Below are 23546 nucleotides of genomic sequence, written 5' to 3' on the forward strand. Positions count from 1 at the left end.
GGTGGCCCGACACAAAGTCGCGTGACGCCTTCCCCTCCCGGCTCGTGCGTTCTACCAAGCGAGCATGTGGCAACTCTACCAATTCCCGCTCTGCCCGTTCTCGCGCAAGGTCCGGCTTCTGCTCGGCGAAAAGGGCGTCGGCTGCGAGCTCGTTCGCGAAAACCCGTGGGAACAGCGCGATGAGTTCCTCGACATGAACCCCGCCGGCCAAGTGCCGGTGATGACCGATCCACAGCGCGGCATCCGCCTGATGGATTCGATGGCGATCTGCGAATATCTCGAAGAGACGGTCGAAAAGAACGCGATGATCAACGGCACCGCGGTCAACCGCGCCGAGATCCGTCGGCTCGTCGCCTGGTTCGATTCGCAATTCTTCGCCGATGTCGTTGCGCCCTTGCTCCACGAGCGGATGGAGAAGCGCCTCGTCACCAAGGAACCGCCCGATTCGAAGCGGCTGCGCGATGCGATGAAGGCGGCGGTGCGCCACCTCGATTATATCGATTATTTGCTCGACCATCATAACTGGATGGCCGGCGCGACGATGAGCCTCGCCGATCTGGCGGCGGCAGCGCAGATCTCCGTCGCCGATTATCTCGGCGGGATCGACTGGCGCAACCACGAGCAGACCGCGAAATGGTATCGCGGCTTCAAGAGCCGCCCGAGCTTCCGTCCCTTGCTGTCCGAACGGATGGAAGGGATCATGGCGCCGAAACATTATGACGATGTCGATTTCTGAGCAGGTCACCTTCGCCGATTTCGCGAAGCTCGACATCCGTGTCGGGACGATCGTCGAGGCCTTGCCCTTCCCGCAGGCGCGCAAGCCCGCATTCCGCCTGACGATCGATTTCGGCCCCGAGATCGGGATCAAGCGCTCCTCGGCGCAGATCACCGCGCGCTACACGCTCGAGGAATTGCCCGGGCGGCAAGTCGCCGCGGTGGTCAATTTCCCGCCGCGCCAGATCGGCCCGATGATGTCCGAAGTGCTGACGCTCGGCTTTCCCGATGAAAATGGCGAGGTCGTGCTCGTCCAGCCCAATCTGCCGATCCCCAACGGCGGTCGGCTATACTGAACCGCGACGCTCGGCCCGGCGGGTCCACCACAGCATCAGCCCGAGCATCGGCAGCGCCAGATCGAGATACAGGATCAGCCCGATCCAGGGCGAAAATCCCCAATACATATTGGGCACGGTGTTGAGATAGCCGTGCGCGAGCAACCCCATGATGTTGCGCGACCACACCGGCGTCATCATCGTCTCGGGCGCGAAGATGTCGGTCGCCGCGACGATCAGGTTGAGCAGGATAGACACGGCGAGCAGCGCGATCGCCTTGATCTTGTCGCTGCGCCGCTCGATCGACGCCCAGATTGGCGCGAGGCCAATCGCGAAAAACGGGATCGCCGGGACCGAATGCCGCGGGCCGACCGACGCGCCGCCATCCCAATAGGCATAGGATGCGTTGATCGACAGTACGATAACGATCATCGCGACGCACAGCACGCCAAGGTCGCGCGTCGCGGGGTCGCGCACCAGCTTCACCACGCCGAACCAGCCGAGCAGCAGGATCGGCGCAACCCAGAACAGCCCGCGCCGCACGCCGAAGGTGATTCCGAGCAGCGCGGTGATCTTGGGATAGGTCAGCCCGAACAGCCCCTGGTTCATCCCGCTGAACCCGACCACGCCGGTATAGCCCGTCATGAACGGCGTCCCGAAGGCGAACTGGTTATAGGCGAGCATCGGCAGCACCGCGACGAGCGCGGTCGCCACCGCGACGAGATACAGCCGCCGCCGCACCGGCCAGGCCGCGTCACGGCTGCGCCACAACGCCCAGCCACCGATCACCAGCCCGCCGAGCGCCGCCTGGAACTCGATCGTCACCGCAAAGCCGAGCGCCGCGCCTGCCATCAACGGATAGCGCCAGCGGCCGAACTCGCGCTCGCCCGACGTGCCGCGCCAGATCGCCCAGGTCGCGATCAGGAACAGCGCGGCAACGGGCGCATGGCCGAACAGCGTCGTCGACCAGCCCCACACGATCGACCCAAGCGAATAGCCGAGCGCGGCAAACATCCCCGCGGTCGGGCTGCCGGTGATCCCCGTCGCCAGATCGAGCAGCAGCACCGCGGCAAACGCGGTGAGGATCGCCGCGCCGCACGCGACCGCGAGCTGCATACGAAGCCGCAGGAACGCGGCAAGCCGGGGATTGGTGATGTCGATGATATGATCGTACGAGCTGACGCCCGTGACGCGGTTGGTCGCCCACACCACCGGCGCCGCCATCAGCGTCATGCCCGGCGCCTTGTCCATATAGTAATGCGTCACGCCGCCTTGCTTGAACTCGGCCTTGTCGATCGTCAGCGTCTGGTAGCGATCGATCGTCGCTTCGCCGCGCTCGACCAGCGCCAGCGTCCCGAACAGCCGCGTCGCGCTGTTGGGATTGAATACGAACGAGCCGAACCACACGCACGACAGCCACACGAGCGCGAACAGCAGGAGCGCGACCGCATGCGGCGCGCGAACGATCGGAGCGGAGGGTGTCATAAAGTCAGGCGGTCAACCATTGGCCGAGCAGCCGGAACGGCGGCAGCGTGAAGAACCCCGCGATGAGCAGCGCGCCCGTCACCATCCCGCGGACCTGTCGGCGATGCGCCGCGATCCGGTGCGTCCGCGCGGTCCACCAGATGAGCGGCGCGGCGAGGACGACATAGGCCGACAGGATATGGATGAAACTGAAGCGCGGCGGCGTGCCGTGGCGGACGAAGAAGGATTCGGCGGCGGTCAGGAACATCGCGACGACCCACACCTTGCCGAGCATCCGGTGCGCGGCATCGCCGCGCGGACGCAGCAGCATCACGGGGGTCAACGCCAGCGCGATCACAACCGTCGCGAGATGGCCCCATACGACGAGCGGCACGCTTCCCCAATGCGCCGCGCCTTTGGCGAGCGCGACGAGGATGGCGACCAACAGCACCACCGCCGCGCCGGCAAGCACGGTCTCATAGCGGTCGGCGCGTAGCGATTTGCTCGCATTCGTCCGCCCTGCCCCCGCAGGCGTCGCCATCCCCCCGGCCTGCGTCAGGGAACCAGCGCAGCGTCGACGGCGCGCTGGTCGGCCTTGGCGTCCTGCTTCTCGCGCTTGTACTTGCGCCCCGCCTGCGCGAAGCAGCCCATCCCGCCCCCGGCGCCGACGTTGCTGCAGCTGCCGATTCCCGTCGCACCGACCCGATCGTTGGCTGCGCCCTTGGCGGCCCAGCTTTCGTTTTCGGGCGTCACCTTCAATTCGCGCAATTCCTTCGGAATGCGGAACTGCTCGCCCGGCGCACGCCGCACGCAGACGACGATCTCATTCCCATCGGAATCGGTCGGGCATTTCTGCTTGCCGTAGATCACCAGCGGCGGGTTGCTCACGCCCTGCGCCGCAGCAGGCGCAGAGGCGAGCCCACCCGCGCCGAAGCCAGCGAGCACGAGCGCGGCAAGCGCGCCCTTCGTCATCAGGTTCTGCATGATCCTGTCTCCCCGTCAGATACGTTTCGCGGTCGCGATCGCGACCTTGCAACCGAGCCGGATCAGCCCGCTCAACACTGGATAGCCCGGCGTGTTTTCGGCACCCGCAGCGAGCGCTGTCTCGCGATGCTCGACTTCCTCAGCCTGGAAATCGCGGATCGCCTCGGACAGTTCGGGATCGCTGTCGCCAAGCGCGACGAGCTGGTCTTCATAATGCTTGTCGATCTCGGTCTCGACCGCGGCGGTGCACGCCATTGCGGCGTTGGGACCGAGCGCCGCCGTCACCGCGCCGAGCGCGAAGCCGGCGACATCCCAGAGCGGCGCGAGCAATGTCGGCCGTACCGAGCGCCGCGCCATCATCGCATCGAAAAAGGCGCGATGGCGCTCTTCCTGATTGGCCATCCCCGCGATCGCACGCGCCGCCGGGCTGCGGTCGCCGAGTACCGCCAGCTGCCCTGCATAGATCCGCGTCGCGCCGAATTCGCCCGCTTGGTCGACGCGCACCATCGAGACGGTGTCGCGCTTGGGGTCGCCGGGTTTCCAGCCGCTCATGCTTTTGCTCCTCGCATCAGGCCAAAGATGGTGATCGCCCCGCCGACCGAAAAGAGCGCGTTGAAGCCGGCGAGCGAAACATGGAACAGCGTCCATTGCGCGACATCGCAGCGGATGATCGGCGCGGCCATGATGCTGTCGAGCGTGATCGCGCCCGACACGGTCGAAGTGCAGGCCGTAACACCCGCCCACCAATGATATTCGACGCCTGCGTGATAGGCGCCGATCACGCCGCTGATGAGGATCGCGACCGCCGCCAGGCTGACGAACACCTCGCGCTGCGCACGGCTCGGCACGACGAAGGCGAGCAACGCGAGCGGCAGCGCGGCGATATGCGGGTAGCGCTGCCACCAGCACATCTCGCACGGGTAGAGCTTGCCGATATATTGGAAGGCGAGCGCACCGCCGAGCAGAGCGAGCGGAATCAGCAGCGCGAGCAACCGGGCGAGGATGAAACGGTCGCGCGCCATTACCGCGCCGCCACCGCTTGCGTCGTGCTCGACAGCCGCGCGAGCGTCTTCAGCGCGTAGGTCAACTGGAAATCCTCGATCCCCTTCGCCTTGAGCTGATCGGGCGTCATCACGAAGCGCGGATCGGGCTTGCCGTCTTCCTCGACCGCGGCGTTGGTGGTCTTGGCCTCGTTGATCAGATGGCGGCGCAGATCGTCCTCGCGGAACACGGGGCGCGACTTGTAGTCGGGGTCGGAAAGCTGCGGCACGGCGATATCGGGTTCGATCCCGCCCTCCTGCACCGACCGGCCCGACGGCGTGTAATAGCGCGAGGTGGTGAGCCGCAGCGCGGCGTTGGCGCCCATGTCGATCACCGTCTGGACCGATCCCTTGCCGAACGAGCGCTCGCCCATCACCAGCGCGCGGTGATGATCCTGCAGCGCACCCGCGACGATCTCGGAGGCGGACGCAGTGCCGGCATTGGTCAACACGATCACCGGCAGCCCGTGCGCAAGATCGCCCTTCACATACGATTCGGCGTAGAACGGCTCGATATCGGCCTTGTCGCGCCCGCGCTGCGAGACGATCTCACCCGACGACAGGAAATTGTCGGCGACCGCGATCGATTCGTCGCGCAAACCGCCGCCATTGTCGCGCAGATCGATGACATAGCCGAGCGGATCGTGTCCGAGCTGCTTGACGATCCCGCGGATCGCGCCGGTCACGGCATCGCCGGTATGTTCGGAGAAGGCGGTGATGGTGATCAGCCCGACGCCGTCCTTGACGCTCCATTTGACGGGCTTCTGGACGATCTTCTCGCGGATCAGCGAGACGACGATCGGCTTGTCGTGCCCCGGGCGCAGCAGCGTCAGCGCAACCTTGCTGCCGGGCACGCCGCGCATCTTCTGGATCGATTCGTCGAGCGTGTCGCCGAAGATCAATTTGCCGTCGATATGCGTGATGTAGTCCCCCGACTTGATCCCGGCGCGCGCACCCGGCGCATCGGGCTGCGGCGACATCACCTTGACCGCGCCGTCCTCCATCGTGACGGTCAGGCCGAGCCCGCCATAGCTCCCCATCGTCTGGATCTTGAGATTGTCGTAATCGAGCCCGGTCTCGTACGCGCTGTGCGGATCGAGCGCGGCGAGCATCCCCTCGATCGCGCCCTTGACGAGCACCTTGTCGTCGACCTTGTCGACATATTCGGCCTTCACGCGGTTATAGACGTCGAGGAACACCGCCATCTCGCGATAGGTGCCGTTGTCGACCGCCGCCATTGCGCTCGTACCGATCGGCACGATCGCCAGCACCGCCGCGATCGCGGAAGCTTGGAGCAGCGAAGTGGTGAAACGCGACATCGGTCAATACTCGGCAAGCAAGAGGTCTTGGAGGCACCGTAGCGAGGTTTGCGCGGGGATCAAAGCGGGGCAATCGATGGCGTGCCCGGGCTGAACCGAAGCTGAGCGGGATTGCCGCCGCGGATTTCGCCTCACCCGAGCAGCGGCGTCATGTCGACCGCGCGATCGCGGCGGCGCAGCTCGACCGTCACGGTCGGCGCCTCGCCGCGCGCCGCCTGCCCGATCGGCGCGCCTTGGCCGATCGTTTCGCCGATCCGCGCGCTGGTGCTGCCGAGCCCTGAGACGAGCGTCGTCCAACCGCCGCCATGATCGAGGATGACGATCGTGCCATAGCCGCGGAACGGCCCGGCAAAGGCGACGCGCCCCGCCGCTGGGGCGACGACTTGCGCGCCTGCCAGCGGCGCGATCGTCAGCCCGCGCGAATGGACGCCGGTGTCCGAGAGTTCGCCGAGCCCGGTGACGATCTTGCCCTCCACCGGCAGGCGATACGGCGGTGCGCTGTGCGACCAGGTGCCGCGGTCGATCGGCGCGGCGACCTCGCCCGGGCGTGGCGGGCGCGCAAGCGGTCCGGGCAGCGTCGCAAGGCTCTCGCGCGTCGCCGCCTGATTGCCGATCGTGTCCATCAAGTCGACGATGTCGCGCGCCTTTTCGCCGAGCGCGATCGCGCGATCGGATTCGATCAGCGCATCGCGCCCGAACGCGCGCGAGCGCAGCCGGTGCGCCACCTCGAGTCGCGTCAGCGCAAGCCGCTGGACTTCGAGCCGCGACCGGCTCTCGGCGAGCGCGCGGGTCGCGACCGCGCCTGCCGCCTGCAGCTGGCGGGTGCGCGCAAGATCGGCGCGGACGTCGGCGGTGCGCGCGCGGATCACCGGCATCGTGTTCGCCAGCACCGCACGTACATGGACGAGATCGTCGACCGATCCGGGCTGGACTAAACTGATGATCGCGGGCCGCCTCGCGAGCGATTGCAGGGCGCCCATCAGCCGCGCGACGGGCACTTGCTTGGCGGCAAGCTTGGTGCGCTGGGCATCGAGCAAGCGATCGACGATCGCGAGCCGCGCCTGCCCTGCGGCGATGTCGGCCTCGGCCTGCTGGATGCGGGCGGCGACCGCGGCTTCCTGCGCTTGCGCCTGGCGCGCCTGGTCGCGCTCTGCGGCGGCCTGGCGTTCGAGCGCGGCGGAGCGGCGCGCGGCGGCATCGGATTGCGCCTTGGCCTCGGCGAGCCGGGTGCGCTGGTCGACGGGTTCCTGCGCGACGGCCACGCTCGCGCCGATCGCCGCTGCGACACCCGCGATCATAAGAGCCCGCCCCCGCATCGCGCTACCCTTCGCGGTGGTAGGGGTGATTGGCAAGGATGCTCGTCGCGCGGTACAATTGCTCGGCGAGCATCGCGCGGGCTAGCAAGTGCGGCCACGTCGCCCGCCCGAAGCTCAGCAGCAGATCGGCCGAGGCGCGCTGCGCATCGTCGAAGCCATCGGCCGCCCCGATCAGAAAACGCGCCTCGCGCACCGCGGAGTCCCGCCATTTCTCGAGCGTGGCCGCGAAATCGCGCGATGGCAGGACCTGCCCCGTCTCGTCGAGCATGACGATCCGGCAGCCGTGCTCGACCGCCGGCATCTTGCCGCCGGTGTCGGGCAGCTCGGTCAGCTTGTACGGCCAGGACAGCCGCTTGACGTAGCGCTCGACCAGTTCGGCCTCGGGACTGCGCCCGATCCGCCCGCGCGCGACGATGTGGAGCAGCATGCTTGCCTCCGTTGCGAGCGATGCTCAGCGCTGTACCGCTACACGTTCCGCGGCGAAGGCCGGGGCCCAGTCGCGAAGGTCGCCATAGCCGGGCGCTGCGCACTCCGCCGCACCGCTCGCTCCTGGCCCCCGGCCTTCGCCGGGGAGCAGGAGATCCAGCGATCAGTCCTCGATAACCGGCGCGGCGGGCGGGGTCGGCGCATCGCCGAACGCCCACATCCGCTCGAGATTGTAGAAGGTGCGGACCTCGGGGCGGAACAGATGGACGATCACGTCGCCGGCATCGAGCAGCACCCAATCGGCGGTCGGCAGGCCCTCGATACGCGACGGCCGGCCGTATTCGGCCTTGATCTTCTCGGACAGCTTCTGCGCCATCGACGCGACCTGGCGCGTCGAGCGGCCGCTCGCGATCACCATGTAATCGGCGATGCTCGATTTGCCCGCAAGCGGGATCGAGATGACATCGACGGCCTGATCGTCGTCGAGCGACGCGAGCACGAGCCGAAGCAGCGCGTCGACCTCTTCGGGTTCGGACGCGCGATAGACGGGAGAAGATGAGGCCAAGATGATTCCTATGCAGAAGGTGGGGTCGGGACGGCTGGCAGGAAATGCCGCTGCCAGGCGGGGTCGGCAGCACGAAGCTGTGTCGCGGAGCGCGGGTCGGGGCGGAAGCGCAACAGCACGAGTGCCGGCAATCTCCACTGCGTCCAGTTCTTCGCCTGGTGTGCGGGCCGACGTGCGCGCCGCAACCAACCCATCGCGGGAGCCGCGAGAGCAGCACGTTCATACCCCGGACGCGCGATTACCGCAATCGGAACCTCGCGGGCGATCCGGCGCCACCCTTTCCACTGGTCGAACTGCGCGAGATTGTCCGATCCCATCAGCCAGATGAAGCGCTTTTTGGGGAAAGCGCGGCGGAGTTTGGTGACGGTATCGACGGTGTAGCGCGTGCCGAGCTTGTGCTCGATCGCGCTGACGCGGATCGGCGCGTGGCGCGCCATCCGCACGGCGGAAGCAAAGCGTGCGGCGAAGGGGGCCATGTCACCGCTCTTTTCCTTGAGCGGATTGCCGGGCGAGACGAGCCACCACACTTCGTCAAGCCCCAGCGCATCGAGTGCTGCAAGGCTGATCGCGCGGTGGCCGGCATGCGCTGGATTGAACGAGCCGCCGAGGATGCCGATGCGGGTCAGGTCCGTATCCAATTTTCGCGCGCATGACGGATACGCAGCACCTCGATGTGCGTGTCGCTTACCCGATACAGAAGGAGATAGTCGGTGGGCGCGACGCGCCATTTTCGAGCGTCGACCTCGGGAATCGCCGGCCCTGCTGCCGGGGTGGCCGCGACAAATTCGGCTGCCTCCTGAATCAGGGCTGCAATCCGCTCGGCGGCGTCGGGAGAATATGCCGACCAATAATCGTCAATCTCCTCGAGATCGGCGATCGCGGGGTCGCTCCATTCGACGGTCCTCATGCGACGGCGCGCTGCTGCCTCCGGCGGCGCAGGTTTTCGAAGACGGTAGCTTGCGGGGTCAGGGCACCACGATCGGCCGCATCAATCCCGACTTGGACGAAGGCGAGAAGATCGTCTTCGCTCTCAACGACTCGCCGGATGGCTTCGGCCGCAAATGCGGCTCCGGTTATCCCTTGCGCAGCCGCTGCTTTGGCGACCCGCGCAGCCGTCTCATCGTCCAGGTCGATCGTGACCGATCGCGAAAAAGGCGCAGGATGGTTCATCGCGGCAAATTACACCGGAGCCCGACCGCCATCAACCCCGCACCTGCCCGCTGCCGTAACCCACCCATTTGTACGTCGTCAGCCCTTCGAGCGCGACGGGGCCGCGGGCGTGGAGGCGCCCCGTCGCGATGCCGATCTCGGCACCGAGGCCGAACTCGCCACCATCGGCGAACTGAGTCGAGGCGTTCCACAGCACGATCGCACTGTCGACCTCGGCGAGGAAGCGGGTCGCCACGGCCTCGTCGGCGGTGACGATCGCGTCGGTGTGGTGCGAGCTGTGCGCCGCGATGAAGCGCAGCGCGCCATCGATGCCGTCGACCAGCCCGGCGGACGCGATCGCGTCGAGATATTCGGTATCCCAATCGGCGTCGGTCGTGGGGGTGAGGCCCGGCACCAGCGCGCGCAGGCCAGGCCCGCCGCGCACTTCGCAGCCGGCCGCCGAAAGCGCCGCGACGAGGCCCGCCGGATCGGGATAGGCGCGGTCGATCAGCAGCGTCTCCATCGCGCCGCACACGCCGGTACGCCGCATCTTGGCGTCGACGACGATCGCCTTCGCCATCGCCGGATCGGCCGAGCCGTCGACATAGATATGGTTGATCCCGTCGAGATGCGCGAGCACGGGGACGCGCGCCTCGGCCTGGACGCGCGCGACGAGCCCCTTGCCGCCGCGCGGGACGATCAGATCGATCGCGGCGGCGCCCGACGACCCGTCCGCCGTCAGCATCGCCCCGACCGCAGCGCGATCGGTGGTCGGCACGAGTTGCGCAGCATCGGCAGGAATACCCTCGGCCACCAGTCCCGCGACGAGCGCGGTCTGGATCGCACGGTTGCTCTCGATCGCCTCCGAACCGCCGCGCAGGATGACGGCATTGCCCGCCATGACGGCGAGTGCGGCGGCATCCGCGGTAACGTTGGGGCGGCTTTCATAGATGATCCCGATCACGCCGATCGGCACACGGACGCGGCGCAAGCGCAGCCCGTTGGGACGCACGCTCTCGTCGATCACCGCGCCGACCGGATCGGCGAGTGCTGCGACCGCGGCGACACCGTCGGCCATGCTCGCGACGCGCGCGGTGTCGAGCTTGAGCCGGTCGAGCATCGCGCCCGACAAGCCGGCGGCGGTCGCCTTCGCCATGTCGCTGGCATTCGCCTCCAGGATTGCCGGCGCGGCATCGCGCAACGCCTGCGCCGCCGCCAGCAGTCCGCGCGCCTTCACCGCAGTCGGCAGCGTCGCGAGCGTGCGGGCAGCGCCGCGGGCGCGATCGGTCATGGTGGCGAGCAGGGTCGTGGCGTCGGTCATGACGCTCGCGGTATCACGACCGCGCCCCTTGCGGCAAAAGCTATCGCATTCGCCAAAGCCACTGCTATGCTGCCGCAATGTCGGGGGGAATCGATACAGCGGGCGATATCGCCACGGGACTCTTTGTCGCGCGTGCGGTCGAGCCGCCTGCAGGCGAAACCGCGCACAGACCGCTCGCGCACGGACTGTGCCTCAATTGCGGAACCGCGTTGCACGGCGAGTTCTGCCACGCCTGCGGGCAAAGCGGGCATGTCCACCGCTCGCTCCACTCGATCGGGCATGATCTGCTTCACGGCGTCTTCCATTTCGAAGGCAAGATCTGGCGCACCATGCCGATGCTGGTGTTCCAGCCCGGCGCGCTGACGCGGCGCTACATCGCGGGCGAACGCGCGCGCTTCGTGTCGCCGCTGGCGCTGTTCCTGTTCGCGGTGTTCCTGATGTTCGCGACGATCCACGCCTTTGGCGGCGAGCTCGGCACCGACTTGCCCCCCGCCGCGCGTGAAACCTCATTGCAGAACATCGACGCCGACATCGCCAAGGGACAGGCCAAGCTCGCCCGGCTGCAGGCCGCCCCGCGCCGCGCCAATGCCGACGCCAAGATCGCGAAGGTGCAGGAAGATCTGCGCAGCCTGCAGGTCGCGCGTAGCGTGATGGATGGCGGGTCGGGCGCCACGATCGGCGACGTCCCGCTTTCCGGGCTGCGCACCGACTGGCACGCGCTCGACAAGGGCATCGCCAAAGTGAAGGCCAATCCCGGACTGGCGCTCTACAAGCTGCAGTCGAGCGCCTACAAATACAGCTGGGCGCTGATCCCGATCTCGACTCCGTTCGTCGCGCTGCTCTTCCTGTGGCGGCGGCGCTACAAACTCTACGACCACGCCATTTTCGTGACCTATTCACTCGCCTTCATGATGATGCTGGTCGCCTCGCTAAGCACCGCCGGCGCGGTCGGCGTTGGCAGTGGACTGATCGGGTTGCTCGTGATGTTCGTGCCGCCGGTGCACATGTTCGCACAGTTGCGGGGTGCCTACACGCTGCGCAAACGCTCGGCGCTGTGGCGAACGGTCGCGCTGATCGTCTTCGCCTGGATCGCGCTTACTGCCTTCGCCTGCCTGTTGCTGGCGATGGGGTTCATGGAATAGCGGCGCCGGGCGGGCTTGCGGTGCCTCGCTAAGGGACCCGTAAAATCGCACTACCTACGCGGTCGGTCCGCTTCTCAGGGTGAACGGCGTCTTAGCGTTGTAACCGAGCGCGCGAGAGACCGCTTTGCGGTTGCACCCGCCTATTCCCTGTCGGGCTGTACGCGTCGAAGCTCGTCCATTCTCTCGGTCGCAGCGAGAACGATAGTCCTTTGACACGCTCAAAGACGACCGGATGCGGAAAACAGCGCAGAAGCGTCCGCACACCGCGCAGAGACGAAAAAGCCGCGCCCGACACTTGTCGGACGCGGCTTTTTTACCGTTCCAGTCCCGCGGGCGTTACGCCCCGGCAGGCGCCGGATTACCGAACGGCCCGCCGCCCTTGGGCCGGCGCGTCTTGGGAATCGAGGTCCCCGCGCCGGGCACGATCGACACCTTGGCATCGGCATCGTCGCGGCCGATGTCGCCGTCGAAGGCGAGGCGCTTGATCTCGTCGCCGGTCAGCGTCTCATATTCGAGCAGCGCACCGGCGATCCGGTGAAGCTGATCGATATGCTCGGTCAGGATTTCGCGCGCCTGGGCCAGGCCGCCATCGACCAGCTTGCGGATCTCGCTGTCGATCATCAGCGCAGTCTCGTTCGACATGTTCTGGCGCTGCGTTTGCGAGTAGCCGAGGAAGGTCTCGCCCTGCTGCTCTTCATATTGCAGCGGGCCGAGCGCGTCCGACATGCCCCATTGCGACACCATCGCGCGGGCGAGCTTGGTCGCCTGCTTGATGTCGCCCGAGGCCCCACTCGACACCTTGTCGTAGCCGAAGATCAGCTCTTCCGCCACGCGGCCGCCCATCACGGTCGCGAGATCGGCATACATCTTGTCGCGGTGATACGAGTAATTGTCACGCTCGGGCATCGACACGACCATGCCCAGCGCACCACCGCGCGGGATGATCGTTGCCTTGTGGATCGGGTCCGACGCGGGCGTGTGGATACGAACCAGAGCATGGCCCGCCTCGTGATAGGCGGTCATCCGCTTCTCGTCGGTGGTCATCACCAGCGAGCGCCACTCGGTGCCCATGATGACGCGGTCCTTGGCGGTCTCGAACTGCGCCATCGCGACGAGCCGCTTGCCGAGCCGCGCCGCCATCAGCGCCGCCTCGTTGACGAGGTTGGCGAGATCGGCGCCCGACATGCCCGGCGTGCCGCGTGCGAGCGTGCGCGCATCGACGTCGGGCGCGAGCGGCACCTTCTTCATGTGCACTTCGAGAATCTTCACGCGGCCCTCGATATCGGGCAGCGGCACCGTGACGCGGCGATCGAAGCGACCCGGACGGAGCAGTGCGGGATCGAGCACGTCGGGGCGGTTCGTCGCCGCGACGATGATGATGCCCTCGGACGCCTCGAAGCCGTCCATCTCGACCAGCAGCTGGTTGAGCGTCTGCTCGCGCTCGTCATTGCCGTTGCCGAGGCCCGCACCACGGTGACGGCCGACCGCGTCGATTTCGTCGATGAAGACGATGCACGGCGCCGACTTCTTGGCTTCGGCAAACATGTCGCGCACACGGCTCGCGCCGACGCCGACGAACATTTCGACGAAGTCCGACCCCGAAATCGTGAAGAACGGAACGCCAGCCTCACCCGCGATCGCGCGCGCAAGCAGCGTCTTGCCGGTGCCGGGCGAGCCGACGAGCAACGCGCCCTTGGGAATCTTGCCGCCGAGGCGGGCGAACTTGGTCGGGTCCTTGAGGAACTCGACGATTTCCTGCAGCTCTTCGCGTGCCTCGTCGATGCCCGCGACGTCGTTGAAGGTCACGCGGCCTTCCTTCTGCGTCAGCATCTTCGCGCGGCTCTTGCCGAAGCCCATCGCGCCCGAGCCCGAGTTCTTCTGCATCTGGCGCATCACGAAATAGCCGAGGCCGAGGAACAGGAAGAAGGGTAGCGAATTAACGAGCAGGACCTGCCAGATCGGCGCGCCTTCTTCAGGCTTGGCGGTGATCGTCACGTTCTTCTCGCGCAAACGATCGGTCAGGCGCGGGTCCTGCGGCGCATAGGTGCGGAACTTTGTGTTGTCGCTCATCGTGCCGGTGACGACTTCGCCGGCGATGTTGACATCCTTGACCTGCCCGTTCTGGACACGGTCGAGGAACTGCGAATAGGCGATCCCGTTGACGTTGGGGCCGACCGAACGATTGTCGATCAGCGTCACGAACAACGCCAGCGCGACGAGGATGCCGACCCAGATCAGCAGCGATTTCATCCAGGGGTTGGGCCCGCCAGAGTCGCCGCCGGGCTGCTTGTCATTGTCGTTCATGGGCACGGGATACCTTTCGTGACCCATAAGATAAGCACAGCGCGATTAATGGCAATGCAACGGCCCCCGCAATCGTCGATCAAATCGTCGATCAGTGTGAGTGACGCGGCGGTTGTGGCGCAAAATTCCAGATGGTGTCGCGCACCGCGACCAGGATTCCCGCATGGGTCGCGGTTTTGCCGGCTTCGAGCGCGTCGAGCAGCGGTTCGATATTGGCCGAGTCGGTGAAGGCTGGCGTGGTGAGCGCGTGCGCCGCGCGGACGGCGTGGATCGCGCGGCGGGCGAGGCGGCGTTTCAACTCGCGGGGTAGGTCCGCGACGTCGAGGTCGATGACGACGCCCCCCTCCCCCGTCACACCGGGCGCGTCGCGGCATCCACCGTGCCGCACGTCCTGCGGATGTTGCTCGTGGACGGCGGTGGTCCCCGGCACGAGGCCGGGGTGACGGTTGGGGGTGGGGCTGCGGCGGGTCTGCCATAGCCAGTCTTCCATCCCCCGTATCGTGGCATCGGCTTCGGCCGCGTGCGCCGCGGCGCGCGCGATCTGCAACGGGTCGAGCCACGGCGTGTCGCGGAGCAATGCGCGAAAGCGGGTGCGCTCGTAATGCGGATCGGCGTTGCTCGGGTCATCGACGAAGGGCAGTGCGTGCGTCACAGCAAGCGAGCGCAGCTCGGCAACCCGCCAGCCGAGCAACGGCCGGATCAGCGCGATCGCGCCGAGCTGCTGGTGCGCGCGAATACCGCCGAGCCCGGCGACCCCCGCCCCGCGCGCCGCGCGCATCAGGAAGGTTTCGGCCTGATCGTCGGCATGATGTGCGGTGGCGAGGCACGTCGCCCCCGTCGCGACCGCCCAGTCGCGCAGCAGCGCATAGCGCCGGTCGCGTGCGCGACCCTGGACCGCGCGCGAGCCGATCGCGTCGTCGACCACCAGTGTCGCATGCGCGATGCCCTGCGCGGCGCACCACTCGGCGACCATCCGCGCCTCGTCGGCGGCGGCAACGCGCAGCCGGTGATCGACCGTCGCGGCGATGATCTGTCCGGGAAAAGCGGCGGCGGCGAGCGCGAGCAGCGCCATGCTGTCGGGCCCGCCCGATACCGCGAGCGCGAGGCGTTCAGTCGAGCCCAGCGGGCGCGCCCGTTCGAAATCCTGCCGGAACCGCGCGACCAGTGCCGGCTCCACCGGCACGCGGTCGGGCGTACTCATCTCACGAGCAGTTGGAAGCGGCACGACCCTTGGCGACGCCCGCCTTCATCCGCGCATCGGCATCGACCTTCGCGCCATAGCTGCGCTGGAGCTCGGTATAGACCTTGCACACTTGCGCGGCGGGCTTGTCGAGCTTCACCAGCGCCTGGGCGAGGAAATAGAGGCTTTCGGGCGCGCGGTCACCATCGGGCCATTTCTTGTAATTGTCGTAGAAAGCGAGGCTCGCGCGCGACGGCTGGCCATCCTCGAGATACGAACGGCCGAGCAGGTTCTGCGCATAGCTCGCGCGCTTGTGCGTCGGGAACTTGGTCGTGACCGTGGTGAACTGCGCCTCGGCCTCGGGATAGAGGTGCGCCGCCCACAGGCGATAGCCGTAGAGATAGGTGTCCTCGGCGACGTCGCCCGAATCGGGTCGCTCGACCGCGGCGACTTGCTGCGCGCGCGCCGGATCCTTGGTGCTGACCACTGGCGGCGGGGTCACCGTCGACTTTGCCGGCGCGGGGCGTGCCGGGGTGACGGATCGGTCGAACCCGCGATCGGGGGTGCGATCCGCCGTCGGGCGCGCGGGCACGGGCCGGTCGAAGCTGCCGCCGTCATCCCCTGGCACAGCCGCAGGTGTCGCCGCAGCAGCGGCCGCGGCGGCATTGGCCTCGAGCGTCTTCAGGCGGCTGTCGAGCCCTTGCAGGCGGTGCTGGTTGGTCTCGGTCTGCGCGGTCAAGGTGCGCAGCTGGTTTTCGAGCGAATCGACGCGTGCGGTCAAATCGGCGACCGGGCTGGTCGGCGATCCGCCGAGGATCGCGTCGGGATCGGCCGGACGATTGTCGGGCTGGATATACTGGCCACCGCTCCCGCCACTCCCGCCGGGGAACACCTTGCGCTGCACCGCGCGCATCTCGCCTTCGAGCCGGTCGACCCGGCCCTCGATCGCGCGCCCGTTGCCGCCGCTGCTCTGCGCATTCGCGGGCAGCGCGCTCAGCATGCTCCCGGCGAGCAGGAAAGCGGTCAATAGATGGTTACGCATTCGTACACCCCCCGGTGCTGATGAAGCGAGTAGCATAGCCGACATTAGCCTTGTGCCGCCAGCGTTAAGGGGCGGGCGTCGGAGCGGCGGCGGGTGCGGCCGGTTCGGGCGCCACCGCGGCAGGCGCCGCGATGTTGAGCGGCTGGAGCGACGACGACGGCGCCGAAGTCGATGCCGCGGTGCGTGTCCGCGTCGAGCGCGTCTCCTCGCGCCGCGCCGTCGGTCCGGCAGCGGCCGAAGGCGTCACCGCAGCCGCGGGCGCGGTGCCGCGCGCGGTGAGCGCAGCGGCGTCGAGCGGTACGTCCTTAATCGCACGCTTGCCGTCGCCGAGCGGCGCGACCGCGGTGCCACCGACGGTCACCTGCAGCTTGTCGGGGCGCCCGACATTGATCATCGGGCCGACCGCGTCGGCGGGGATGGTATAGCTCTCGCCCGCTTTCATCGTGCCGAGATGGATCGTCTTGCCGGCCGTGTCGTAGATCCGGAGCCACACCTCGTCGGACGCGGTCAGCACGACTGCACCGGTCGGCACGCTTGGCGACGGGGCTACGGTGGGGGCGGCCGCGATGGTATTGGCGCTTTGTGTGCTCGGGGCGCTGGCGGGCTCGCCATCGCCGCGAAACAGCGATGTGCCGTAGAACAGCCCGGCGCCGATCAGCACCACGACCGCGATCAGCAAGGTGGTGATCGCCAGGCCGCGCGGCGGAACGCGCGACGGCTCGTCGATTTCGTACGCTTCGTAATTGGTGCGCTTGGCGCTCGGCTGGTCGCTCGCGCCGCGGACTTCGCGCGCGATCGCGACCTCGTCGACGCCGACCGCGCGGGCATAGGCCTTGGCGAAGCCGACCGAATAGGTGATCGACGGAAGCGCCGCATAATTGCCCTCCTCGATCGCTTCGAGCTGGCGCACCGGGATCCGCGTCCGCGCGGCGACTTCGGCAAGCGACAGGCCTTGCGCCTCGCGCGCCTCGCGCAGCGTGTCCCCCGCGGTCTTGGGAAACAGCTTCGGCTCGTCGGCCGGGATCGGTTCGGTCATCACTTCCTCCGGCAAGGCGCGTGCGGCCCGATATGTCCCTTGCCCAGCGGCTGTCTCACAAAGGGGGCGGGACAAGTCAACGCCTTGTCACGCCGCCCGCCGTACGATCACGCCAGTTCGACACCGTTTTCGCCCGCCCATGCAAGCAGCGCCCCGCGCATGTCGCGCGGCGGAGTCTTGAGCAGATCGGCCATGAACACGGTGAGCGCGGCGCGATCGAGCGAGCGCACCATCGCCTTGATCGGCCCGACCGCCGCCGGGGTGATCGACAGGCGTTCGATCCCGAGCCCGATCAGCGCCATTGCCTCCAGCGGCCGCCCGCCCATCTCGCCGCAGACGGTGAGCTGCACACCCGCCGCGCGCGTCGGCGCGACGAGCTTTGCGAGGAAGCGCAGGATCGCGCCGCTCAGCCAGTCATAGCGTTCGGCCAGCTTGGGATTGGCGCGGTCGGCCGCGAACAGGAACTGCGTCAGGTCGTTGGTGCCGACCGACAGGAACGCAATGTTGGGCAGCAGCAAATCGAGCTGTTCGGCAAGCGCCGGGACTTCGAGCATCGCGCCGTAGCGGATCTCGCTCGGCATCTTCTTGCCGCGTGCGCTCAACCATTCGCGCTGCGCCTCGAACAGCGCGCGCGCTTCGTCGAACTCCCACGGCTCGCTGACCATCGGGAACATCACGCTGAGCGTCCGCCCCGCCGCCGCCTCGAGCAGCGCGCGCGCCTGGACCTTCATCAACCCGCCGCGCTCGAGCGCGAGCCGGATCGCGCGCCACCCCATCGCCGGGTTCTCCTCGTCGGCATCGTCCTTGTTGAGATACGGCAGCGCCTTGTCGCCGCCGATATCGACCGTGCGGAAGATCACCGGGCGGTCGCCCGCGGCGTCGAGCACGTCCTTGTAGAGCCGCTGCTGGCGCTCGCGCGATGGCAGCGTGGCCGAGACGAGAAACTGGAATTCGGTTCGAAACAGCCCGATCCCATCGGCGCCGGTCACGTCGAGCGCCGCCACGTCATCGCGCAAGCCCGCATTGACCATCACCGTCAGGCGATGCCCGTCCTTGGTCACCGGCGCCTCGGTCTTGAGCGCGGCGAAGACCGCGCGGCGCTTCTGGCGCAGGTTGAGCGCGGTATCGAAAACCTCCTCCATCGCGGAGGACGGCCGCGCGAAGACATTGCCGGCAGTAACGTCGAGCAGCAGCAGATCGCCCTCGCCGATCAACCGCCGCACGTCGCGAACGCGGCCGAGCACGGGCACCCCCATCGCGCGCGCGACGATCGTGACATGCGCGGTGAGCGACCCTTCCTCGAGCAGCACGCCCTTCAGCCGCCGCCGGTCATATTCGAGCAGCTCGGCGGGCCCCAAGTTGCGCGCGATCAGGATCGTGTCCTGCCGCAGCCCCATCTGCGCCGCAGTCCCCATCTGGCCCGAGACGATGCGCAGCAGCCGGTTCGACAGATCCTCGAGATCGTGCATCCGGTCGGCGAGCAGCGGATCGTCGATCTGGCGCATCCGCATCCGCGTGCGCTGCTGGACGCGCTCGATCGCGGCCTCGGCGGTCAGCCCCGAATCGATCGCCTCGTTGATCCGCCGCGCCCAGCCCTCGTCATAGGCGAACATCTTGTAGGTCTCGAGCACCTCCTCATGCTCGCCGCCGCCGCCGAACTCGGCCTGGCTGGCGAGCCGCTCGATCTGCGCGCGCATCTTGTCGAACGCGGCATAGACGCGGTGGCGCTCGGCCTCGGTATCCTCGGCGACGGTATGTTCGACATGGACGCGCGGCTGATGGAACACGGCGTAACCGCTCGCCATGCCCTCGACGAGCTTCAATCCCATGATCCGCATCGGCGCGGTCGATTGCGGGCGCATCGTCGCGGCGCCACTTGCATCGACTAGTTCGGCATTGGCGATCAGCTCGGACAGCACCATCGCAACGGTCTGCAACGCCTCGATCTCGACCTCGTCATAGCGGCGCGGATCGACATGCTGGACCGACAGCACGCCGATCGCGCGCTCGCGCCGGATGATCGGGACGCCGGCGAAGCTGCGAAACTTCTCCTCGCCCGTCTCGGGATTCTGGACGAAGTCGGGGTGGCTCGACGCTTCGTCGAGGTTGAGGATCTCGGCCTGCTGCGCGATCGTGCCGACTAGCCCCTCGCCAAGCGCCAATTTGGTGACGTGGACCGCTTCCTGCGCAAGACCACGCGTGGCGTAGAGTTCGAGCACGCCCTCGCGCAGCAAATAGATCGAGCACACTTCGCTCGCCATGCCTTCGCCGACGATGGCGACGACGGCGTTGAGCTTGGCCTGCGGCGCGGTGCGCGAGGCCATCACGTCGTGGAGACGAACGAGGATTTCGCGGGCGGAGGCGGCTGCAGTCATACGAATGGGCTAACAGATTGGTGCGGGGCTTGGCTATCGTGCGCCGCACAAGATTTGCTTCTCTGGTCCTCCCCTCCCCTTCAGGGGAGGGGCCGGGGGTGGGCAAGTGCCTCGCAGAGGGCAGCGCCCGGTACGGCCCCACCCCAACCCCTCCCCTGAAAGGGAGGGGCTTTAGGTCAGCTATCGAACAGGCTCTCCTGCGCGCCCTCGGGCGGCGTCAGCCCGAGATGCTTCCACCCGCCCGCATTCAGGCAGCGCCCGCGCGCCGTCCGCGCGATCAGGCCCAGCTGGATGAGATACGGCTCGATCACTTCCTCGACCGTGTCGCGCGGTTCGCTCAACCCCGCCGCCAGCGTCTCGACCCCGACAGGCCCGCCGCGATAGATGTCGGCGATCATCATCAGATAGCGCCGGTCCATCGCATCGAGCCCGAGCCGGTCGACCTCGAGCCGATTGAGCGCGGCATCGGCAGCCTTCGCATCGACCAGGTCATGCCCCGCGGCATGCGCGAAATCGCGCACGCGGCGGAGCAACCGCCCGGCGATCCGCGGCGTCCCACGCGAGCGCCGCGCGACCTCGGTCGCGCCATCGGGCGACAGCGGTAGTTCAAGCAGCCGCGCGGCACGCGACACGACCTTTTCGAGTTCCTCGATGCTGTAGAAGCTCAGCCGCACCGGGATGCCGAAGCGATCGCGCAAGGGGGTAGTGAGCAGCCCCTGCCGCGTCGTCGCGCCGATCAGCGTGAAGCGCGGCAGGTCGATCCGCACCGAGCGCGCCGACGGCCCCTCGCCGATCATCAGATCGAGCGCACGGTCCTCCATCGCGGGGTAGAGCACTTCCTCGACCGCGGGCTGGAGCCGGTGGATCTCGTCGATGAACAGGACATCGCCATCCTCGAGATTGGTGAGCAAGGCGGCAAGATCGCCCGACTTGGCGATCACCGGCCCCGAGGTGGCGCGGAAGCCCACGCCCATTTCGCGCGCGACGATCTGCGCGAGCGTGGTCTTCCCGAGCCCGGGCGGGCCAAAGAAGAGCACGTGATCGAGCGCATCGCCGCGTGCCTTGGCGGCGGCGATGAACACGCGCAGATTCTCGCGCGCAGCCTTCTGCCCGACGAAATCGTCGAGCGATTTGGGGCGCAGCGCGGCGTCGATGTCTTCGGACTTGCGCGTGGGCGCGAGGATGCGGTCGTCGGTCAGCGAATGGCTCCGAAAAAGTCAGCGGCGGGCACGTCGGCCCGACGAAGGATGGTGGCGAGTGTGCCGGCCCGAATCTTCCCGTGCAGCGGCACGATGCAGCCTTTCTCCGCGCGACGCGGCACCACGTGACTGCCGCGCTGGCGCACCGCGACGTATCCCAGTCGTTCCAGCGCGCGAATGGCTTGCGCCCCGGAGACGACGGGGCGCTTAGGCATGAACGGGAATTTCGAACGACGTCACGACCGGCGGCGCCCCGACCTTCATCGGAAACTCTTCGAGATAGAGTTCGACCGCCTCGCGCAAATTGGCGATCGCGTCTTCGAGCGTGTCGCCTTGACTGCCCGTGCCGGTTTCAGGATTGAAGGCGTTGAAACCGCCCTCTTCGGCGGCGGTCACGACGGCGGTCATGTGCATCGTCATCTCCTCGCTCTGCATTACTTCGCCGCCTTGCGCAGCGCCAGCCGTACCAGGGCGTCGAGCGTCGCACCCGCCCCCAATTCCTCCTCCGCCGCCGCCACCGCACCGCTGGCTTCGGCAGGACGGAAGCCGAGGTTGAGCATCGCCGACACGGCATCCGCGCCCGCCCCGACCGGCGCGACCGACGACGCGGCGTGGCCGAGTTCGACCCCGCCGATCTTGTCCTTCAATTCACGCACGATGCGTTCGGCGAGCTTGGGCCCGACGCCGTTCGAACGCGCGACCATTGCCTTGTCTTGGGCGGCGATCGCGCGCGCGAGGTCGGTCGGCTCGAGCGCCGACAGAATCGCCAGAGCAACGCGCGCGCCGACCCCCTGCACGCCGGTGAGCAAGCGGAACCAGTCACGCTCGGCCGCGCTCGAAAAGCCGACGAGGCGGATGAAGTCTTCGGCGACCAGCATTTCCGTGTGGAGCATCACCGCCTCGCCGACCGGGCCGATGCTCGCGAGCGTCCGGCTCGACGCGCCGACAAGATAGCCGACGCCGCCGACGTCGATCACGGCATGGTCGAGTCCCGTCGCGTCGAGGCGGCCTTTGAGATGGGCGATCATGCGCGGTACGTAACAGGAACGGGGCGCTTCGGGAACGCCAAATCACGGGATGCGGCGTGCGCTCGCGATATGATGCGCGTGGCAGATCGCCACCGCGAGCGCATCGGCGGCGTCGGCGCCGTCGATCTTGACGCCGGGGAGCAGCACCGAGACCATTGCATGGACCTGCGCCTTCTCCGCGCCGCCGGTGCCGACCACGGCTTTCTTGACGAGCCGCGCAGCATATTCGCCGACGTCGAGCCCCGCGCGCGCGCCCGCGCACAGCACGACGCCACGCGCCTGGCCGAGCTTGAGCGTCGATTGCGGGTTGGAATTGACGAACACTTCCTCGACCGCGCACCCATCGGGCGCATGATCGATGATCAGCGCCGAGAGCATCGCGTCGAGATGCGCGAGCCGGCGCGGGAGCGGGGCGGCGGTGTCGGTCTTGAGCTTGCCGTTGGCGACATGGCTGAGCCGGTTACCCTCGGCGCGGATCAGCCCCCAGCCGGTGGTGCCTAGGCCCGGGTCGAGGCCGAGGATCAGCATTGCGCTGCGCGAACGGGATTCACGCCAAGGCGCGAAGGCGCGAAGAAGGGGTTTGTTCGCGCGGAGGCGCGGAGGCGCGGAGAAGAAGGTTGCGGGGTGGCTACGCCGCTTTCGTCACCCCGGGCTCGTCCCGGGGTCCACCGGGGTCCGAGAGCAACAAGTACCGCTAATGCGGCACGGTGGATGCCGGGACGGGCCCGGCATGACGCGCGGGGGATAGTGCCCGATCCAGAGCGCACCACCTCCGCGCCTCCGCGCCTCCGCGCGAACGAACCTTCTTCTCTTCGTGCCTTCGCGCCTTCGCGTGAAACCAAGATCACCCAAGCTTCTCGAGGATCGCGTCGGACACTTCGTAATTGCCCCACACGGTCTGCACGTCGTCGTCATCGTCGAGCGTGTCGATCAGCTTGAACAGCGTCGCCGCATCGTCCTCGCCGACTTCGACCATCGTCTGCGGCCGCCAGGCGAGCTTGGCGCCTTCTGGCTCGCCGAGCACCGGTGTCAGCGCCGTCACGACTTCGTGGAGCGAATCGTTCGAGGTCCAGATCTCATGGCCGTCCTCGCTCGACTGGACGTCCTCGGCGCCGGCTTCGAGCGCGGCCTCGAACACCTTTTCGGCATCGCCCGCCGACGCCGGATAGGAAATCAGCCCCATCCGGTCGAACGCATGGCTTACCGAGCCCGAAGCGCCCATGTTGCCGCCATTCTTCGCCATGCCGGTGCGAACGTTGGTCGCGGTGCGGTTGCGGTTGTCGGTCAGCGCTTCGATGATCAGCGAGACACCGCCGGGGCCGAAGCCCTCATAGCGGATTTCCTCGTAATTCTCGGTGTCGCCCTTCGACGCCTTGTCGACCGCGCGCTGGATATTGTCCTTGGGCATCGACTGCGCCTTGGCGGCGTTGATCGCCATGCGCAGCCGCGGGTTCATGTCGGGATCGGGCAGGCCCATCTTCGCCGCGACGGTGATTTCGCGGCTGAGCTTCGAGAACATGCCCGAGCGCTTCTTATCCTGCGCGCCCTTGCGGTACATGATGTTCTTATATTTGGAATGGCCTGCCATTGGATCTCTCTCAAACTAC

27 protein-coding genes are annotated in these 23546 nt (G+C 67.5%); 3 read left to right on the forward strand and 24 right to left on the reverse strand.

All coding sequences use genetic code 11. The features are described 5' to 3' along the window. The first annotated feature begins 64 nt into the window (after positions 1–64). A complete protein-coding gene (locus IE187_RS10020; protein ID WP_133190728.1) occupies positions 65–736 on the forward strand; it encodes a glutathione S-transferase family protein in 672 nt (223 codons plus the stop codon). After that, complete coding sequence (locus tag IE187_RS10025) at positions 723–1070, forward strand: tRNA-binding protein (protein ID WP_189676106.1); 348 nt, start codon at positions 723–725, stop codon at positions 1068–1070. The genes IE187_RS10020 and IE187_RS10025 overlap by 14 nt, the downstream gene beginning before the upstream one ends. Here IE187_RS10025 and IE187_RS10030 read toward each other — a convergent pair. The 13 genes from IE187_RS10030 to IE187_RS10090 all read right to left on the reverse strand — a co-directional run bounded on the left by IE187_RS10030 (position 1062) and on the right by IE187_RS10090 (position 10633). After that, on the reverse strand, positions 1062–2534 hold the full coding sequence (locus tag IE187_RS10030; protein ID WP_189676107.1) for a hypothetical protein: 1473 nt from the start codon (positions 2532–2534) through the stop codon (positions 1062–1064). The two genes, IE187_RS10025 and IE187_RS10030, sit on opposite strands and share 9 nt — an antisense overlap. A 4-nt stretch (positions 2535–2538) precedes the next feature. After that, positions 2539–3054, reverse strand: a complete 516-nt coding sequence (locus IE187_RS10035) for a DUF2306 domain-containing protein (protein WP_133190734.1) — start codon at positions 3052–3054, stop codon at positions 2539–2541. Positions 3055–3068: 14 nt separating this feature from the next. After that, positions 3069–3497: a hypothetical protein gene (locus IE187_RS10040; protein ID WP_133190736.1), complete on the reverse strand. Its 429-nt coding sequence runs from the start codon at positions 3495–3497 to the stop codon at positions 3069–3071. A gap of 15 nt (positions 3498–3512) precedes the next feature. Next, the gene (locus tag IE187_RS10045; RefSeq protein ID WP_189676108.1) at positions 3513–4049 is read right to left on the reverse strand and encodes a demethoxyubiquinone hydroxylase family protein; all 537 of its coding nucleotides are present in this window, start codon (positions 4047–4049) and stop codon (positions 3513–3515) included. Then, a complete protein-coding gene (locus tag IE187_RS10050) occupies positions 4046–4519 on the reverse strand; it encodes a disulfide bond formation protein B (RefSeq protein ID WP_133190740.1) in 474 nt (157 codons plus the stop codon). Before IE187_RS10050 ends, IE187_RS10045 begins: the two co-directional genes overlap by 4 nt. Then, a complete protein-coding gene (locus tag IE187_RS10055) occupies positions 4519–5856 on the reverse strand; it encodes a S41 family peptidase (RefSeq protein WP_189676109.1) in 1338 nt (445 codons plus the stop codon). Before IE187_RS10055 ends, IE187_RS10050 begins: the two co-directional genes overlap by 1 nt. Before the next feature lie 131 nt (positions 5857–5987). Continuing rightward, the gene (locus IE187_RS10060) at positions 5988–7172 is read right to left on the reverse strand and encodes a murein hydrolase activator EnvC family protein (protein WP_189676110.1); all 1185 of its coding nucleotides are present in this window, start codon (positions 7170–7172) and stop codon (positions 5988–5990) included. Between the two features lie 4 nt (positions 7173–7176). Next, positions 7177–7599 (reverse strand): 23S rRNA (pseudouridine(1915)-N(3))-methyltransferase RlmH, encoded by a 423-nt coding sequence (locus tag IE187_RS10065; RefSeq protein ID WP_189676111.1) that lies wholly within the window; start codon positions 7597–7599, stop codon positions 7177–7179. A 162-nt stretch (positions 7600–7761) separates the two neighbouring features. After that, entirely contained in the window at positions 7762–8163 is a 402-nt protein-coding gene (rsfS, locus tag IE187_RS10070) for a ribosome silencing factor (RefSeq protein ID WP_133190748.1), read from the reverse strand. 8 nt (positions 8164–8171) lie between these two features. After that, positions 8172–8789, reverse strand: coding sequence for a nicotinate-nucleotide adenylyltransferase (locus IE187_RS10075; RefSeq protein WP_189676257.1), 618 nt, complete (start codon positions 8787–8789; stop codon positions 8172–8174). Beyond that, a complete protein-coding gene (locus IE187_RS10080) occupies positions 8786–9070 on the reverse strand; it encodes a type II toxin-antitoxin system RelE/ParE family toxin (protein WP_189676112.1) in 285 nt (94 codons plus the stop codon). The genes IE187_RS10075 and IE187_RS10080 overlap by 4 nt, the downstream gene beginning before the upstream one ends. Then, positions 9067–9333 carry a CopG family transcriptional regulator gene (locus IE187_RS10085; RefSeq protein ID WP_189676113.1) on the reverse strand — a complete coding sequence of 89 codons (267 nt, stop codon included), beginning with the start codon at positions 9331–9333 and terminating at the stop codon, positions 9067–9069. The genes IE187_RS10080 and IE187_RS10085 overlap by 4 nt, the downstream gene beginning before the upstream one ends. Before the next feature lie 31 nt (positions 9334–9364). Continuing rightward, a complete protein-coding gene (locus tag IE187_RS10090) occupies positions 9365–10633 on the reverse strand; it encodes a glutamate-5-semialdehyde dehydrogenase (protein WP_189676114.1) in 1269 nt (422 codons plus the stop codon). Positions 10634–10710: 77 nt separating this feature from the next. Here IE187_RS10090 and IE187_RS10095 point away from each other — a divergent pair, with 77 nt between their 5' ends. Next, positions 10711–11775, forward strand: a complete 1065-nt coding sequence (locus IE187_RS10095) for a DUF3667 domain-containing protein (RefSeq protein ID WP_189676115.1) — start codon at positions 10711–10713, stop codon at positions 11773–11775. A 336-nt stretch (positions 11776–12111) separates the two neighbouring features. Here the strand turns inward: IE187_RS10095 and ftsH are convergent, their stop codons facing one another. The 11 genes from ftsH to IE187_RS10150 all read right to left on the reverse strand — a co-directional run bounded on the left by ftsH (position 12112) and on the right by IE187_RS10150 (position 23527). Continuing rightward, a complete protein-coding gene (gene ftsH, locus IE187_RS10100; protein ID WP_189676116.1) occupies positions 12112–14079 on the reverse strand; it encodes an ATP-dependent zinc metalloprotease FtsH in 1968 nt (655 codons plus the stop codon). Between the two features lie 91 nt (positions 14080–14170). Continuing rightward, complete coding sequence (tilS, locus tag IE187_RS10105) at positions 14171–15280, reverse strand: tRNA lysidine(34) synthetase TilS (protein WP_189676117.1); 1110 nt, start codon at positions 15278–15280, stop codon at positions 14171–14173. Position 15281: 1 nt separating this feature from the next. Continuing rightward, the gene (locus IE187_RS10110; RefSeq protein ID WP_189676118.1) at positions 15282–16301 is read right to left on the reverse strand and encodes a tetratricopeptide repeat protein; all 1020 of its coding nucleotides are present in this window, start codon (positions 16299–16301) and stop codon (positions 15282–15284) included. Between the two features lie 64 nt (positions 16302–16365). Next, a complete protein-coding gene (locus IE187_RS10115) occupies positions 16366–17337 on the reverse strand; it encodes a helix-turn-helix domain-containing protein (protein WP_189676119.1) in 972 nt (323 codons plus the stop codon). A 107-nt stretch (positions 17338–17444) separates the two neighbouring features. Then, positions 17445–19712, reverse strand: coding sequence for a phosphoenolpyruvate--protein phosphotransferase (gene ptsP / locus IE187_RS10120; RefSeq protein ID WP_189676120.1), 2268 nt, complete (start codon positions 19710–19712; stop codon positions 17445–17447). A 176-nt stretch (positions 19713–19888) separates the two neighbouring features. Further along, a complete protein-coding gene (ruvB, locus tag IE187_RS10125; RefSeq protein ID WP_189676258.1) occupies positions 19889–20911 on the reverse strand; it encodes a Holliday junction branch migration DNA helicase RuvB in 1023 nt (340 codons plus the stop codon). Further along, complete coding sequence (locus IE187_RS21715) at positions 20908–21126, reverse strand: type II toxin-antitoxin system HicA family toxin (protein WP_189676121.1); 219 nt, start codon at positions 21124–21126, stop codon at positions 20908–20910. The genes ruvB and IE187_RS21715 overlap by 4 nt, the downstream gene beginning before the upstream one ends. Next, positions 21119–21346: a type II toxin-antitoxin system HicB family antitoxin gene (locus IE187_RS10135; RefSeq protein WP_229839345.1), complete on the reverse strand. Its 228-nt coding sequence runs from the start codon at positions 21344–21346 to the stop codon at positions 21119–21121. The genes IE187_RS21715 and IE187_RS10135 overlap by 8 nt, the downstream gene beginning before the upstream one ends. Then, positions 21346–21939 carry a Holliday junction branch migration protein RuvA gene (ruvA, locus tag IE187_RS10140; protein WP_189676123.1) on the reverse strand — a complete coding sequence of 198 codons (594 nt, stop codon included), beginning with the start codon at positions 21937–21939 and terminating at the stop codon, positions 21346–21348. The genes IE187_RS10135 and ruvA overlap by 1 nt, the downstream gene beginning before the upstream one ends. Positions 21940–21981: 42 nt before the next feature. Next, positions 21982–22467 (reverse strand): crossover junction endodeoxyribonuclease RuvC, encoded by a 486-nt coding sequence (gene ruvC, locus IE187_RS10145; RefSeq protein ID WP_189676124.1) that lies wholly within the window; start codon positions 22465–22467, stop codon positions 21982–21984. A gap of 316 nt (positions 22468–22783) precedes the next feature. Beyond that, positions 22784–23527 (reverse strand): YebC/PmpR family DNA-binding transcriptional regulator, encoded by a 744-nt coding sequence (locus IE187_RS10150; RefSeq protein WP_133190776.1) that lies wholly within the window; start codon positions 23525–23527, stop codon positions 22784–22786. Positions 23528–23546: the final 19 nt, after the last annotated feature.

Origin of the sequence: Sphingomonas glacialis (assembly GCF_014653575.1) — a bacterium.
GTDB classification, from domain to species: domain Bacteria; phylum Pseudomonadota; class Alphaproteobacteria; order Sphingomonadales; family Sphingomonadaceae; genus Sphingomonas; species Sphingomonas glacialis.